This is a genomic window from Bacteroides sp. AF32-8BH (assembly GCF_003435205.1).
In the GTDB taxonomy this organism is placed as follows: Bacteria; Bacteroidota; Bacteroidia; order Bacteroidales; family Bacteroidaceae; genus Bacteroides; species Bacteroides ovatus.
Genome location: NZ_QVLZ01000001.1, coordinates 137,035 through 152,753, shown reverse-complemented (window position 1 = coordinate 152,753; position 15,719 = coordinate 137,035). Strand labels below are relative to the sequence as shown.

15 protein-coding genes are annotated in these 15,719 nt (G+C 39.9%); 11 read left to right on the top strand and 4 right to left on the bottom strand.

Annotated features, from left to right (window positions below):
• The first annotated feature begins 1 nt into the window (after position 1).
• The 6 genes from DWZ47_RS00590 (at position 2) to DWZ47_RS00560 (ending at position 6,021) form a co-directional block, all read left to right on the top strand.
• A complete protein-coding gene (locus tag DWZ47_RS00590; protein ID WP_117512098.1) occupies positions 2-2,704 on the top strand; it encodes a TonB-dependent receptor in 2,703 nt (900 codons plus the stop codon).
• A gap of 7 nt (positions 2,705-2,711) precedes the next feature.
• The gene (locus tag DWZ47_RS00585; RefSeq protein ID WP_004299317.1) at positions 2,712-3,710 is read left to right on the top strand and encodes a DUF4249 domain-containing protein; all 999 of its coding nucleotides are present in this window, start codon (positions 2,712-2,714) and stop codon (positions 3,708-3,710) included.
• The gene (locus DWZ47_RS00580) at positions 3,707-4,477 is read left to right on the top strand and encodes a hypothetical protein (protein ID WP_008025024.1); all 771 of its coding nucleotides are present in this window, start codon (positions 3,707-3,709) and stop codon (positions 4,475-4,477) included. The genes DWZ47_RS00585 and DWZ47_RS00580 overlap by 4 nt, the downstream gene beginning before the upstream one ends.
• Positions 4,478-4,479: 2 nt before the next feature.
• A complete protein-coding gene (locus DWZ47_RS00575) occupies positions 4,480-4,767 on the top strand; it encodes a LysO family transporter (RefSeq protein WP_004299315.1) in 288 nt (95 codons plus the stop codon).
• Positions 4,764-5,372 carry a lysine exporter LysO family protein gene (locus DWZ47_RS00570; RefSeq protein WP_004326224.1) on the top strand — a complete coding sequence of 203 codons (609 nt, stop codon included), beginning with the start codon at positions 4,764-4,766 and terminating at the stop codon, positions 5,370-5,372. Before DWZ47_RS00575 ends, DWZ47_RS00570 begins: the two co-directional genes overlap by 4 nt.
• Before the next feature lie 292 nt (positions 5,373-5,664).
• On the top strand, positions 5,665-6,021 hold the full coding sequence (locus tag DWZ47_RS00560; protein WP_004326225.1) for a hypothetical protein: 357 nt from the start codon (positions 5,665-5,667) through the stop codon (positions 6,019-6,021).
• A 63-nt stretch (positions 6,022-6,084) separates the two neighbouring features.
• Here the strand turns inward: DWZ47_RS00560 and DWZ47_RS00555 are convergent, their stop codons facing one another.
• Complete coding sequence (locus DWZ47_RS00555) at positions 6,085-7,152, bottom strand: DUF2027 domain-containing protein (protein WP_004326226.1); 1,068 nt, start codon at positions 7,150-7,152, stop codon at positions 6,085-6,087.
• Positions 7,153-7,335: 183 nt separating this feature from the next.
• On the opposite strand from DWZ47_RS00555, the gene DWZ47_RS00545 reads away from it, so the two are divergent.
• The gene (locus DWZ47_RS00545; protein WP_117512097.1) at positions 7,336-8,028 is read left to right on the top strand and encodes an HAD family hydrolase; all 693 of its coding nucleotides are present in this window, start codon (positions 7,336-7,338) and stop codon (positions 8,026-8,028) included.
• A 74-nt stretch (positions 8,029-8,102) separates the two neighbouring features.
• Here DWZ47_RS00545 and DWZ47_RS00540 read toward each other — a convergent pair whose 3' ends face one another.
• Positions 8,103-8,882, bottom strand: a complete 780-nt coding sequence (locus tag DWZ47_RS00540) for a response regulator transcription factor (protein ID WP_022199913.1) — start codon at positions 8,880-8,882, stop codon at positions 8,103-8,105.
• An 87-nt stretch (positions 8,883-8,969) separates the two neighbouring features.
• On the opposite strand from DWZ47_RS00540, the gene DWZ47_RS00535 reads away from it, so the two are divergent.
• Positions 8,970-9,641: a DUF1349 domain-containing protein gene (locus DWZ47_RS00535; protein WP_225472708.1), complete on the top strand. Its 672-nt coding sequence runs from the start codon at positions 8,970-8,972 to the stop codon at positions 9,639-9,641.
• Positions 9,642-10,229: 588 nt separating this feature from the next.
• On the opposite strand, the gene DWZ47_RS00530 is transcribed toward DWZ47_RS00535, so the two are convergent.
• Both DWZ47_RS00530 and DWZ47_RS00525 read right to left on the bottom strand, forming a co-directional pair.
• Positions 10,230-11,282: a winged helix DNA-binding domain-containing protein gene (locus tag DWZ47_RS00530; protein ID WP_052587956.1), complete on the bottom strand. Its 1,053-nt coding sequence runs from the start codon at positions 11,280-11,282 to the stop codon at positions 10,230-10,232.
• A gap of 38 nt (positions 11,283-11,320) precedes the next feature.
• Complete coding sequence (locus tag DWZ47_RS00525; protein ID WP_004299291.1) at positions 11,321-12,556, bottom strand: ATP-binding protein; 1,236 nt, start codon at positions 12,554-12,556, stop codon at positions 11,321-11,323.
• A 208-nt stretch (positions 12,557-12,764) separates the two neighbouring features.
• On the opposite strand from DWZ47_RS00525, the gene aroA reads away from it, so the two are divergent.
• From aroA to DWZ47_RS00510, 3 genes are all read left to right on the top strand, one after another.
• Positions 12,765-13,994, top strand: a complete 1,230-nt coding sequence (aroA, locus tag DWZ47_RS00520) for a 3-phosphoshikimate 1-carboxyvinyltransferase (protein WP_052587955.1) — start codon at positions 12,765-12,767, stop codon at positions 13,992-13,994.
• A 12-nt stretch (positions 13,995-14,006) separates the two neighbouring features.
• Positions 14,007-14,576 (top strand): Crp/Fnr family transcriptional regulator, encoded by a 570-nt coding sequence (locus DWZ47_RS00515; protein ID WP_004299287.1) that lies wholly within the window; start codon positions 14,007-14,009, stop codon positions 14,574-14,576.
• A 74-nt stretch (positions 14,577-14,650) separates the two neighbouring features.
• The gene (locus DWZ47_RS00510) at positions 14,651-15,367 is read left to right on the top strand and encodes an SDR family NAD(P)-dependent oxidoreductase (protein WP_117512096.1); all 717 of its coding nucleotides are present in this window, start codon (positions 14,651-14,653) and stop codon (positions 15,365-15,367) included.
• Positions 15,368-15,719: the final 352 nt, after the last annotated feature.

Sequence of the window (15,719 nt, the reverse complement as noted above, 5' to 3'; positions counted from 1 at the left end):
GATGAATATAATATTCCAAGGTCGCTTCCCTGTCAGAACCATTGTTCTGATAGGGGTGGCACTCCTTATCACCACTCAAATATATGCACAAAATGCGGAGGCCCGGCTTTCGCTGACACTACGAAACGCCACACTAAAAGAATTCGTCAAGCAGATTGAAAACTCAACCGGATATTCTTTTATCTATGGCGAGGAAATTATCATCAAACATAAAATCAATTTGCAGGTAAAGGATAAACCATTGCGTGAAATACTTGACCTCGTATTCAAGAATGAGCAGATCAGTTATCAGTTCACCGGCCGCCATATTCTACTGCAAAAGAAAAAAGAATCAAAAACCGTAGGCCGTAAGTTCACTATCAGCGGATATGTCACGGATGGAACGTCTTCCGAGACGTTGATTGGAACCAATATCATTGAGAGTCATCAGAATCAAGGAACAACCACCAATCCTTACGGTTTTTACAGCATCACTTTGCCCGAAGGAGAAACCGAACTGCGTTTCTCCTATCTGGGTTATGCCACAGAAGCGCATCATTTTACGCTCTCACAAGATACATTGCTGAATATCCGTATGCAGGGAAACACGCAGTTGCAGGAGGTAGTGATCGTTTCCGATAAAACTGAAACGGGCACCGTAGCTACCCAGATGGGCTCTATCGAAATTCCGATGACACAGATTAAAAATACGCCGAGCATATTGGGAGAGGCAGATGTCATGAAAGCCATCCAGCTGATGCCTGGCGTACAGGCAGGAGTAGACGGTTCAGCCGGACTGTATATACGCGGCGGCAGTCCGGACCAGAATCTTATTCTACTGGATGGAACTCCTGTATACAACGTAGACCACATGTTCGGATTCTTTTCGGTTTTTACTCCGGAGGCTGTCAAAAAGGTAACGCTATTCAAAAGCTCCTTTCCGGCACGTTTCGGCGGACGTCTTTCTTCCGTCATTGATGTCCGCACCAATGACGGAGACATGCAGAAATACCACGGTACGCTTAGTATCGGATTACTAACCAGCAAAATCAATCTGGAAGGCCCGATTGTGAAAGGAAAAACCTCTTTCAACATTTCCGCCAGACGTTCGTATGTCGATCTCATCGCCAAGCCATTTATGCCGAATGATGAAGAATATGGTTATTACTTTTATGACATCAATGCCAAAATCAATCATAAATTCTCCGACCGGAGCCGTATCTATCTAAGCGTTTACAACGGGAAAGATCATTTTGCCGCCAATTATGATGGAGATACCGACTCCAAGGATGGAAGCACAATGAATTGGGGAAATACCATTGTTTCCGCCAGATGGAACTATATATTCAACAACCGTCTGTTCAGCAACACAACCGTCTCTTACAACAACTATTTATTCGACGTCAACTCATACAATAACAATAAATATGCTAACAGCATGGGAGCTTCGATAATCAACCGATATTCAGCCGATTATCGTTCGGGAATCAATGACTGGAGCTATCAGATCGATTTCGATTATAACCCGTCTCCCGCACACCACATTAAATTTGGTACAGGATATATCTATCATCGGTTCCGTCCGGAGGTCATGACATCCAAAATCTCCGAAAAAACAGGAGACAAAGTAGATCGCGACACCACTTACCACAGCATCGCCAACAGCCGGATTTACGGACATGAGCTATCGGCTTACCTGGAAGACAACATCAAGGTGAATGACCGTCTACGTCTGAATCTCGGATTACACTTCTCCTTGTTTCAGGTACAGAAGCAGAGTTATTCTTCTTTGCAGCCACGAGTTTCCGCCCGTTATCAACTAGGAAAAGACGTAACTCTGAAAGCCTCTTATACACAAATGAGCCAATACGTACATCTGTTATCATCCATGCCAATCGCAATGCCTACGGACTTATGGGTTCCCGTGACTAAAAAAATCAAACCGATGCGCTCTCACCAATATTCATTAGGCGGATACTATACGGGAATCGAGGGATGGGAATTCTCGGTAGAAGGCTATTATAAAGATATGTATAATGTATTGGAGTATAAGGAAGGAGTCAGCTTCTTCGGTTCTTCTGCCGGTTGGGAAAATAAAGTGGAAATGGGCAAGGGACGTTCGGCAGGTATTGAGTTTATGGCACAGAAGACACATGGAAAAACGACGGGATGGTTGTCCTACACTTTATCCAAAAGTGATCGTCAGTTTGCTAAAGGCGGTATCAACAACGGTGAACGGTTTCCATATAAATATGACCGAAGACACAATATCAACCTGACAATCAACCATAAATTCAGCGAACGTATCGACATCGGTGCTTCCTGGGTGTTCTATACAGGCGGAACAAGTACAATCCCCGAAGAGAAAACCGCTGTCATCCGTCCTAGCGACGGCACAAACAACGGATTTGGAGGAGGATATGGATATGGAGATTATTTTGATTCAGGCATAACTTCACCCACCATCGGAGAAGCTTCGTATGTGGAGCATCGTAATAATTACCGGTTACCAGCCAGTCACCGGTTGAATGTGGGAGTCAATTTCAACAAAAAGACCAAACATGGTATGCGTACCTGGAATATCAGTCTGTATAATGCATATAATGCGATGAATCCTACCTTCGTATATCGCAGCACCAGCAAAAACGATCCCTACAAACCGATTATCAAGAAGTATACTATACTTCCATTAATTCCATCATTCACTTACACTTATAAATTCTAAACCCATTATGAGAACTCGTATATATTATCCATTTATCCTGTTAATAGCATTACTGACAACAGTATCTTGCGAAAACGAACTCCCGTTTAGTGTAAAGGACAATCCCCCCAAACTAGTGATGAACGCACTAATCAATGCAGATAGTCTGACCAATGTTCTTTACCTCAATTTCACGGGAAGAGGATACGCCACTCATGCAGAAAAAGCCACCGTGGAAGTACGTGTTAACGGACAGTTGTCAGAAAGTTTACGTCCGCTCCCACCCCAGGCGGAAGGAGATATGCAATGCCGCTTCAACATTTCCGGCAAGTTCTCTCCCGGAGATGTAGTACGTATCGACGCTCTCACTGACGACGGACAGTATCACGCATGGGCTGAAGTTACCGTTCCACAGCGTCCCCACGAAATAACTGATATCGATACGGTCACTGTTCCACTGACACAGTATTATTATACACAGAATTATCTCCGATATAAAATCAACATCAAAGATCGCCCCAACGAAAATAATTTCTATCGACTTATCATGGATAAGCAAATGACAGTGAAAGACTATAATAATGAAATAGGCGAATATGTCACTCAAACCACACACCGTTATCATTTTATATCTCGCGAAGATGTTGTGTTGACGGACGGACAGCCTACCAACAGCGATGACGAAGATAATGGCATGTTCGACACTGTAAAGAATATATATGGGGTGTTTGACGACTCACGATTCAAAAATACATCTTATACCATGACAGTTTACAACCAGACAAATGTTGAGGGGCTTTCCAAATATGGAACGAATGTAAAGATGGATATTATTGTGCGTCTGTTAAGCATTACAGAAACCGAATATTACTATCTGAAAGCACTCAACCTGGCAGATTCCGACGCTTATGATGAGACAATAAACGAACCAATCAAATATCCCGGCAATGTGCACGGAGGGGTCGGGATTGTCGGGATCAGTACGGAGACAAGCAAAATCATTCATATAGAAAAGCCATGGATATGAAAACTCATCACCTACTATTTATACTCATCGCATTACCGCTGTTCTGTTCCTGCCGAAGCAGCCGGAGTATGTTAAGGGAGATACAAGCCTTAAAATCCAGCTTGTATTACGAGCTCACTTCTCCTATCTATCAGGAGAAAGCAGATCAAACCGTATATCTGGACTTCATCGACTACTCCAACATGGATTATTACACCAGCGTGAAACGAAAAAAGTCTGCATATATTCCGCTACTGCTATATAACTATGAGGGTGAGCTTTTCCATCTTCGGTTAGGAGAGTCTTCTCTCACCCAACTCTATCGGGAATTTCTGACGGAGGCACTGCTTACCGAATGTAACAGTAGCACCTGCTGTCATCTGATAGATAATCAGAAAGGAAAAATGATTCCCGATTCCGCCTATCGGCTGGAAGTAAAAATCAGAAAGAATGAGACGTGTGCCAGAATCAAACTCAACCAGTCAAGTATCCCTTGGTTTGAGGGAGAAATGTTGGAGGTTGTCAATAACAAAATTCGCCCGGCAGCTTCCAGTCTTGCCATTTCTATCCGCCTCACTCAAAAGGAAGATTGCCTGCTTGATAAAACTTACTCTACAGAATATCAGCAAACTACCAAAGCGCAAAGATTCGAAGATTCACCGTCCGCCAATGCCGCTTGCCTGGATGATATGACCGAATGTTTGTCAATGGCTACGAAAGAAATCGTGGAGGAGATTAGTCGGGATATACATTTAATACTATCTTTGCAGCCAAAAAGCAGACACTAACTATGTTTATCATTATTGGAATTATGCTGACAGGCATGCTTCTTGGCTACTTGTTGCGCAGTAAAAGACTATCATGGATACACAGGATAATTACTCTTCTTATATGGATTCTCCTCTTTCTTCTCGGAATAGATGTAGGAGGTAACGAATCTATTATCAAAGGTTTGCATACTCTCGGACTGGAAGCTATTATCATCACGGTAGCTGCCGTTGCAGGAAGTACGTTATGCGCCTGGGGATTATGGTACCTATTATATAAATGGAATGGAGGAAAGGAGACAAAAGCATGAAAGGTAGTTTGATTATCGTCTCTTTCTTCATTATCGGTACTCTTTGTGGAGTTTATCATCTTATTCCATACGACTTCACCGACAGCAAGCTCAGTTACTATGCCCTCTGCGGACTCATGTTCTGCGTAGGCATCAGTATCGGCAACGATCCGAATACTTTGAAGAGTTTTCGCTCCCTGAATCCGCGGCTTGTATTCCTTCCCATCATGACGATCATTGGCACATTAGCAGGTTGCGCCGTAGCAGGAGCCTTTATGAGCCAACGAGGTCCTTTAGACTGTATGGCAGTCGGAGCCGGATTTGGCTATTATTCACTTTCCAGCATTTTCATTACCGAATACAAAGGTCCCGAATTGGGAACTATTGCGTTACTTTCCAATATCATGCGTGAAATCATCGCTTTGCTGTGTGCGCCATTATTAGTGAAGTATTTCGGAAAGCTAGCCCCTATTTCTGTTGGTGGAGCCACTACAATGGATACCACTCTTCCTATTATTACCCGATATTCGGGAAAAGAATTTGTAATCATTTCCATTTTCCATGGTTTTGTTGTTGATTTCAGTGTTCCTTTCCTAGTCACGTTCCTTTGCTCAATATCATTTTAATAGGAATAAATCCTAAAAAGCAGATTATTTCCACTATCGTTTTCGCACACGTATTACAAATATGTTTCATAAAGAACCGTTTTTGTATCAAAAAGCATATCATCTCTTGACTTACATCAAGAAATGAGGCTAAATAGAATCTTTTCCTTTTCTTTATTTTTATGCTATAAAACATATTCTTATATTTGCATAGGTAAAAAGAAAAAACTAAGCGCTTAGACTAATTTTCAATAGGTATTAGATTTGTTTTTAGGAATAGTTTTTAGGTATAACAATTAAAAAAGTAGGTATTATGAAACGTTTAGGATTAACATTAGTGGCAGCGCTCTGCCTTGCTGCTACAACATTTGCAGCCGGAAATCAACCTACAACTGCAAAATGGGAAGGTAACATCAATGTTAGTAAATTAGGTAAATATTTGAACTTGAATTCAGTTCAGAGTGAAGAAGTAGCCAATATTTGCGATTATTTCTCCACACAGATGTCAAGAGCCACAACAGCGAAGAAAGATAAAGAAGCAAAATTGCGCAACGCTGTTTATGGTAACTTGAAACTGATGAGAAAGACTCTTAGTGCTGAACAGTACGCCAAGTATGCCGCATTGATGAACATCACTTTACAGAATAAAGGTATTGAACTGAATAAGTAAAATGATTAATATGTAAAAGAGAGAGAGGGTGGAAGCCGGTTGGCTTCCACTTTTTTTATACTGTTATTTAATAGTCACCATCGTAGCCCCAAACCCATATTCTTGGAAAGAAGCATCCTGATAACGGCAATTATTATATTTCCGTTTCAATTCATCAATGACAGCCTTTCGAAGTACCCCATCTCCCTTGCCGTGAATAAAGACAATCTTCTGTTCACGCTTATTCTTATAAGTTTCCATCACTTCGCGAAACTTATCCAATTGATAATTCAGTATTTCAGCATTGCCCATCCCTTGAGTATCATCCAGCAAAGAATCGATATGAAGATCTATTTCAATAATTCCGCTCTTTCCACCATGAGTAGTATGGCTTGGTTTCACAATAGGTTGTGACTTCGGTTTATCTACAGACTTCTTCTGCAACAAAGCCTTTTGAATCTCCTCCGCCGAAACATATACTTGTTTGGCAGGCATATCATCTTTCACAATGTCATAAATCAAAGCCGGTTCTTCAAAGAAATCAGAATCGCTAAAGGTATGAAGTTTATAGAACTTCACGGTATCGATCCGTATCTCCACACTAACAGCAGGTTTGATAGCCGCAGGCTTACCGTCCTTGAAAGCGATCAACTGAACAGCCACCCGCTCCATATCATTCAATACATCTTTGGTGAACTCTTCCAACAGCAATTTTGTATTAGGCTCCACCAAACCATGCGAACGGTTCTTCCATGCTTTTCCTTCTGCACTCAAATAAGTGTAATACAAATAATAATTGCTATCATTTACCAGATAAGTTTCAAAAGGAGTAGTCATCATCGCTTTTGCGTCTTCGGGCACATAAGCCAGAAATACATTCAAAGTATCTCCTCCACGCACCTCCGGCTGACGTTGAATAACAGGCATCTCCGGTTTTACCGGTTTAACAGGTTCTTCCGGTTTCGACGCAGACGAACCGGGTTTACGCCTCATATTATAGTCATCTGTTTCAATCACGACACACTCGCGTATCGGCATTGGAATATCAAACCCATCTGCATCTTCCACCAACACAAAATCCTTTCCCTGGAATCCAGTTACGATTCCACCGCCTACCTCACTAAGAAAGCGTACTTTATCTCCTATTTTCATTATTGTATATCCAATTAAAATTCAAACTCAAAAAAACGAGTAACAAAGATAGAGATTTCTATGAAATTAAATGGAGATTCGGTTCTAAAAACAAACCGTCTGCCTTTATTCCTCTTTTTATTGTAACTTTGCATACGAAATATCAAACAGATGATCTAAAATTTACCATTAACGACGAAACCGATGAAAGAACTTATTAAAGTCATTGCTTTTGATGCAGACGATACCTTGTGGAGCAATGAACCTTTTTTCCAGGAAATAGAGAAACAATATACAGACCTATTAAAGCCTTATGGCACTTCTGAACATATTTCAGCTGCTTTATTTCAAACAGAAATGAATAATCTGAAATATCTCGGATATGGAGCCAAAGCTTTCACCATTTCTATGGTAGAGACAGCTTTGCATGTGAGTGGACAAAAGATTTCAGGAACAGACATCCAACATATTATTGAATTAGGCAAATCATTACTGAAAATGCCAATTGAACTATCGCCGGGAGTAAAAGAAACGCTTAAAGTATTGAAAGAAAAAGGAAAATACAAATTAGTAGTTGCCACTAAAGGAGATTTGCTCGATCAAGAGAATAAGCTGGAACGTTCCGGATTAGCCTCTTATTTCGATCACATTGAAGTGATGTCCGATAAAACAGAGAAAGAATATCAACGAATGTTGAATATCTTACAGATTGCTCCTTCCGAATTTGTCATGATTGGCAATTCTCTGAAATCGGACATTCAACCTGTTCTATCGCTGGGAGGATATGGCATACATATTCCTTTTGAAGTGATGTGGAAACACGAAGTAGTAGACACATTCACACATGACCATCTGAAACAGGTGAAAAGATTTGATGAGTTGCTGCTTTTGTTTTAAATAAGTTCTGTTCTTTCTTCAGATAAGCTTCGAATCTGAAGAAAGAAATCAGTAAACAATACTATCTTATTGGATTACAAATCCAACAGTTTCATCAATTCAGCAGCCCGACACGCTTCTATCGAATTACTGACAGAGAGTTTCTCCAAAATATTCTGCCGGTGTCGATTGACTGTATTCACACTAATATAAAGGGCAGCTGCTATTTCTTTACTAGATAGTCCTTTACGTATACAGCGAAGTATTTCCTTTTCGCGTTCGGATAGGATATTGCGATGTTCTTCCGAAAAAAAGAGCGTTTCGACCTCTCCACGTTCCATATGGGTAATAGTGGGACATATCCCCTGCTCCGTTCGTTGATCTGCAGACAAGGTATAAAGACAAAAAATCAACCATACACTTCCGGAAGGAGTATTTTCCATTATCTGCACTAGGTTATCAATATACTGATAGACTCCTTTCTCATTCATCATACGTATTCTGCATCTTCCCCGGTACTTCAACCGTTCTTCGGAAGACATCGAAAAGGTCTTCTGAAAAAACTGATACTCCAATAACCGCTTTTCTACCAAGTCTTCAGGATGAATACGCCGATAAATACAATCTTCATCCATAGAATCAATCACACTCAAAGCAGCTTCTTCGGGAGTTAAGCCTAGAAAATGCGCCCAAGGATGAACGGCAATGTAACTTTTCCTATTCGAAAGATCTGAAATAACAGCACATCCACCATTAATCTCCGTCAATGAATGAATAAAGCGTTGATGTTGCTCTACAACTCCATTGTCCAATATTTCATCGGCTATCAGTTGTGTCGCATAAACTTCATCTATTTCCTTTTGTAATACGTCCATCTTATAAAATGGTTATTATTCAGTATTGTTGCACACGGAGGTATGACCTATCTTTGCACCACAAAGATAAAGATAATCAAATAAGAAATGATCATGAAACATTTAAAAATCAAAATGATGTCAATAGCCTTTATGGCAGTAACAACTTCTTCTATGGCACAAAGTTTGAATAAAATGAATTGGCTGAACGAGCCTCAACAATGGGAAATAAAAGATGGCAAAACCTTAGTGATGGATGTTCCTGCAAAAACAGACTTTTGGAGGATTTCTCATTATGGGTTCACAGTGGACGACGGACCTTTCTATTATGCGACTTATGGTGGAGAATTTGAAGCCAAAGTAAAGATAACCGGCAACTATGTCACCACCTTTGACCAAATGGGATTAATGCTGCGCATCGACCATGAAAACTGGATAAAAGCAGGTGTGGAATACGTTGATGGCAAACAGAATGTAAGTGCCGTAGTTACGCATCGGACTAGCGACTGGAGTGTAGTACAATTGCCGGATGCTCCCCGTTCGATATGGATAAAAGCAGTCCGTCGCCTGGATGCAGTAGAAATATTTTTCTCACGTGATGATAAAGAATATATTATGATGCGCACGTGTTGGTTGCAAGATAATTGTCCTGTCATGGTAGGATTAATGGGAGCTTGTCCGGACGGCAAAGGTTTCACCGCTACATTCGAAGAATTTAAAGTGACTCCATTAGCCGATCAACGAAGACTGGAATGGGCAAAAAGGCAAATGAACAAATAAAAATCAGTCCTGATGCTATTTATTTAAATAGAGAGAAAGCTCTATTATAATATAAATGCGGTAGTATATCTTACTTTAAATGTTCTATTTTTAATATGATGAGTATAAATAGCATCACACGGATTTCCTCTTCCAGCAGTTCTGTTGTATAAAATAATGCAAGAATATACAGTTCCCGAGGAGTTTTTTACATAAAAACAGTCAAAAGATACACTATAATAAACTTATTGACAATCGTTTCTTTAAAAGGAGTAACCAGTTCCTTTTAAAGGAACGATTCATTGATCGGTGAGAAACACTTTATTCCTTTAAAAGGAGCATATAAAACTTTATTTTAAGTGCTATCCCAGAGCTAACCTACACCTGAAACAGCCAACACTCCACATATCAATTTGAGACAAAACAAAGGCAAGTTCTATACATCTATTCTATAAAAGACGCAGACTAAAACAAATTATTCCAAAACACAATCGATTTATTTCTTTTCTAAATTCGAAAACAGCAAATCCGTCTCATTTTCAACTCATGCCTAAATATATCCTGCATATATAGAATTATACAACGATAAAATATACGTTTTTTCATATATTATCGCCAAAACCGTATATACTTATCTTTCTCACGATCCAACGCACCTTCATCGACACAATCACCCAACCGGAACCATGAATGTTCTATCAATGAGCCTCTCTTTTTAACAGACTTATCCCAGTTTCCTATCACTTGTCCTTCATGAAGAACAATCGGATAAAACAGACCATTATTGGTAAATGCTTTCGAGTAATGCTCTTTAGGCAAAACGTCTGTCCGGTCTTTATAACCAAGCAAATATTCATCATAAGAAGGAAGAAGATGCAAACTGCCGGTAACTTTTCCACGAGTCCGGCAATCTTCATGAATATACCATGTCTGTCCATTCCATTCTTCTGCCGTTAATTCCGAATCAATCAAATAAATAGCTTGACGTGCATCTGTAATAGGCAGCCCCGACCACCAGACAAAATCTTGCAAAACAGCAGGAGCATGACTACGAAAATAGCTTCTAGCCAAACGAGCCAAAGATTCATCTTTGGTCAATTCCGGCATCGGCGGAACACGCTCTTCCAAAAGCGCATACGTACATTTACTTCCTTTATCTTCCCCACTACATACAATCCCCACCTGCTCCGCACGAGCCATAAAGCGGGTCATACGATGATTATCCGCTACAATCCCCGAACGGTTAAAATGCTCGGCAATCTCCTGCCTCGTCAGGCTTTTCTTCCCACAAAGAATTTTCTCCAACAGATTATGACTTTTCGTATAGAGCTCTTCAGAAATTTCCAAGTCATGCCCCTTCGCATAAGACTCATTAGCAGATATAATACGCCCGGCGGAAAGTTTCAACATCCACCGGATATCTTCTGCTGCTACGAGATGCCATGTCGGACGCATTACATGAGTCCGCAGGATTTCACCATCACGGAGCGCTTTTTCCACAGTTTGAATCGTTGCTGACTTCAAACGCATTCCTACTGCCCATTTCACCATGGAATAATTCTGTGCCTGCATAGCTCCCATCCAGGACACAAGTTCCTTGGGTTGAAAGAAAAGAGGACTTAATAACTGTTGGTTGAGTAAACGTATATTCGGTATTTTCATCATACTTATTTATAAAAGAAAAAACAGTTGTTCTTTGATTAAATGACACGAGTAATGGAATGTAACAAAACAGAAGACAAGAAGTCTCTAATATAAATATGTTCTATCCCTTCATAAGTATTTTCAAACATTTTTTCTCCGGACACTACCACTTTCGGATAATTATCTTTAATCTTCAATAAATTCCCGAATTCTCTTTCAATAGTTTCCTGTTTAGAAAGTTCAAGAGAGACTTGCACATAGAGAATCTCTCCATTCCGTTTACAGACAAAATCTATTTCTTCCGTACCCAATGTCCCGATTTTTACATCATATCCACTATATACCAAATGATTATAAACCAAGTTCTCCAAACGCATCGCTCTGTCCTGTGGCTTGTACCCCGTAATCACATTACGAATCCCCATATTCTCAAAATAATACTTCTCCCCTCTTTCGAATAATTTCTTTCCGGCAATATCATACCTTCCTACCCTATGTACAATAAAAGCATCCGATAATGCCATCGCATACTCACTCACAACATAAGGAGAAATATCCACTTTCTGACTTTTCAGAAAATCACTAATACTCTTGCTGGAAAATAAGTTGCCAATGTTACCTGCCAAGAACGAAACTAGTTGTTCCAAAAAGACCGTATTCCTTATATTCTTTCTCTGAATCACATCTTTTAATATAATGGTAGAGTAAATGCTCCTCAAATACTCCATAACAACAGGTTCTTCCATCGGCAAATGTATCAGATAAGGCAATCCTCCATAATGAATATATTTCTCCAATGACGCATCCGTATTCTCCAGTTCATGGAAATCCAGAAATTCAATATACGACAAACTATAAACCACAAATTCAACATACCGACCTCCCAATTCATTCGCTAAATCACTGGAAAATATCTCTGAATTACTGCCTGTCACATATATATCATTATTATCATCCAATGCCAACGAACGGATAGCCAACCTGAAATCTTGTATTTCCTGTATTTCATCGACAAAAATATAGTTCATTCTATCATCTACCGATTTTGAAAGAATATAATCATTCAGTTCTTTATAAGTCTTTATATCTATGAAATTGACATCTTCCTTATTTATATAGATAATATTCGCATCACTCTCTTCTTTCCGTATCAACTCCATGAGTTGATACAAAATAAAGCTTTTACCGACACGACGATGACCGACCATCACTTTTACCAATGTTTTCCTCATGAAAGGTCTTATGCGGTCAACATAAGTGTTTCTTTGTTTAATTATGCGAGGTATTTTCATTCTACTTCTTTTTAAATACGATTGCAATACATCACAAATATAGCATTTATTTTAAATACAATTGTAATTTCTTGAGATTTTATCCTCTACTTCAAATACGATTGTAATTTTCCCATTCTAAATTTTCTATTGTTTTTCTGACTTTATAACTGCATATATACCAATTTATGTCTATTTTTGTCATCTCAAACCAAAGAAAATAGAAATGATGCTCTATAAACTCATCCCTCCTTCAGTAGTAACAGCAACTATCCAGTTGCCGGCTTCTAAAAGTATCAGTAATCGTGCATTAATCATCAATGCGCTGGGCAAAGGTATTTATCCTCCTGAAAACCTGTCCGATTGTGACGATACACAGGTGATGATAAAAGCTCTCACCGAAGAGAAAGAGACGATTGACATCATGGCTGCGGGCACTGCTATGCGTTTCCTTACCGCCTATTTAAGTGTGACCCCGGGGGAACGGACAATCACAGGAACAGCCCGTATGCAGCAACGCCCGATACAGATATTAGTCAATGCGCTTCGTGAGTTAGGAGCTGAAATAGAGTATACCCGCAATGAAGGATATCCTCCCCTCCGCATCAAAGGTGCAGAATTGAAAGGAAACGAAATAACACTGAAAGGAAATGTCAGTTCCCAATATATATCTGCTCTATTGATGATAGGTCCGGCACTCAAAGACGGTTTGACTTTGCATTTAAGCGGTGAGATAATTTCCCGTCCTTATATCAATCTTACATTGCAACTGATGCAGGACTTTGGAGCCAAAGCTGCATGGACTTCTCCCAGTAGCATTTCCGTTGCTCCACAACTCTATCAGAGCATTCCTTTCAAAGTGGAAAATGACTGGAGCGCAGCTTCCTATTGGTATCAGATTGCCGCCTTATCTCCCAAAGCAGAAATTGAATTATTGGGGTTGTTTCATAACAGTTATCAGGGAGATAGCCGGGGAGCAGAAGTTTTCTCACGCTTAGGTATAACTACCGAATTTACATCGCAAGGTGTGAAACTGAAAAAAACAGGCAAAGCGCCGGAAAGACTGGAAGAAGACTTTATCGACATTCCGGATTTGGCACAGACATTCGTTGTTACCTGTGCCTTGCTGAATATCCCTTTCCGTTTCACCGGATTACAAAGCCTGAAAATAAAAGAGACTGACCGTATTGCCGCTCTGCGAGCCGAGCTTAAAAAGCTGGGATATGTGATCGAGGAAGAAAATGACAGTATATTAATGTGGAATGGCGAACGATGTGAACCGGAAGAAACTCCGGTGATTGAAACCTATGAAGACCATCGGATGGCAATGGCATTTGCACCGGCAATTATCCGCCATCCCAATTTACTTATTGCCGATCCGCAAGTCGTTACCAAATCATATCCCGGATATTGGGAAGATTTGAAACAGGCCGGATTTCAGGTTATAAACGAAGGCTAATTTTCATACGCTGTGGAAGATTTCAACAAATATACTTCCCACATCAACTACTCCCCTATTGTAGATTTTGTATTGCAACAGGGGAAGCAGACCTATTATAAGAAAGGAGACTACTTTTCCCGCCAAGGAGAAGTATGCAAAACAATGGGATTCGTCAGTTCCGGTTCTTTCCGGTACTGTTGCACCAACAGTGTAGGCGAGAGCAGCATTGTAGGCTATACTTTCGATCATTCTTTTGTTGGCAACTATCCGGCTTTTCAGTTACAGGATAAATCAAATGTAGATATACAAGCCTTGTGTGACTGCTCGGTATACGTAATCAATTATCAGCAAATGGCAGACTTCTACGATACCAACGACGCTCACCAAAAGTTAGGACGTCGCATCGCAGAAACGTTATTGTGGGAAGTCTACGACCGGATGATTTCAATGTACAGCCTGACACCGGAAGAACGCTATCTTGAAATTATCAACCGTTGTCCCGACTTACTGAAACTGATAACTTTAAAAGAACTGGCTTCCTATCTTCTGATTCGTCCCGAAACATTAAGTCGTATCCGAAGAAAAGTCGTACAAAAATAAATTCTTGATTTCAATCAAGAGTTTATTTATTCTCTACCCTTACTTTTGCGGGCAAACAAAGTATATTGTATTTCATGAAAAAAATTATAATTATAGGTGCAACTTCCGGCATCGGTCGCGGATTGGCAGAAGTCTATTCTCAAGAAGATTATCTTATCGGCATTACCGGTCGCAGGGAAAATCTATTAGAAGAGGTATGCGCCCGGGACAAAGACAAACTATTCTATCAAGTGTGCGACATCACCGATACACAAGCTACCATTTCATCCCTCGAAACTCTCACTCAAAAAATGGGTGGAATGGATATATTGATTATCTGTGCCGGGACCGGAGAACTAAACCCCGAACTCTCCTACCAATTGGAAGAACCTACCTTACTAACGAACGTGATAGGATTCACCAACATCACAGACTGGGGTTTCCGATATTTCGAACAGCAAAAAAGCGGGCATCTGGTTACTATTTCCTCTGTTGGAGGTACACGCGGCAGTGGCATCGCTCCCGCCTACAATGCGTCGAAAGCCTATCAAATCAACTATATGGAAGGATTACGACAAAAAGCAACTAAATCTCCTTATTCTATTTACACTACCGATATTCGTCCCGGATTTGTAGACACCGCTATGGCAAAAGGAGAAGGATTGTTTTGGGTTACTCCCGTTGATAAAGCTGTGAAACAAATTAAAAAGGCTATTTCTAAAAAGAAAAAAGTAGCTTTCATTTCCCAAAGATGGAGATATGTAACTATCCTGTTTCGTCTGTTGCCATCTGCTATTTATTGCCGGATGTAATGATAGATACTCCATAGCCAACACATATTTGTCTAAGTAAATCTAATAAAAAAACACCTGCCCCAACTGTTTATACAGATATTGGTATCTACCAAATTCTAGTTATGTATATAAGTCTGTACGGGAATCATATTAATGATAATAGCTAACTCACAAATAAACAGCTCTCTTACAATTGGAGGACACTTTTAGGGTTCAGTAATCAATGATGAAAAAATAAGTTCTTTCAGAACTAGGATGGTTTATAAAATTAGAATTAACGGCACAAATATATAATATATTTTAATACATAGCATGTATTTTCAAAAATAATATCAAATTCTCATTCATTTTTTCTTTTTAAGAATACCCA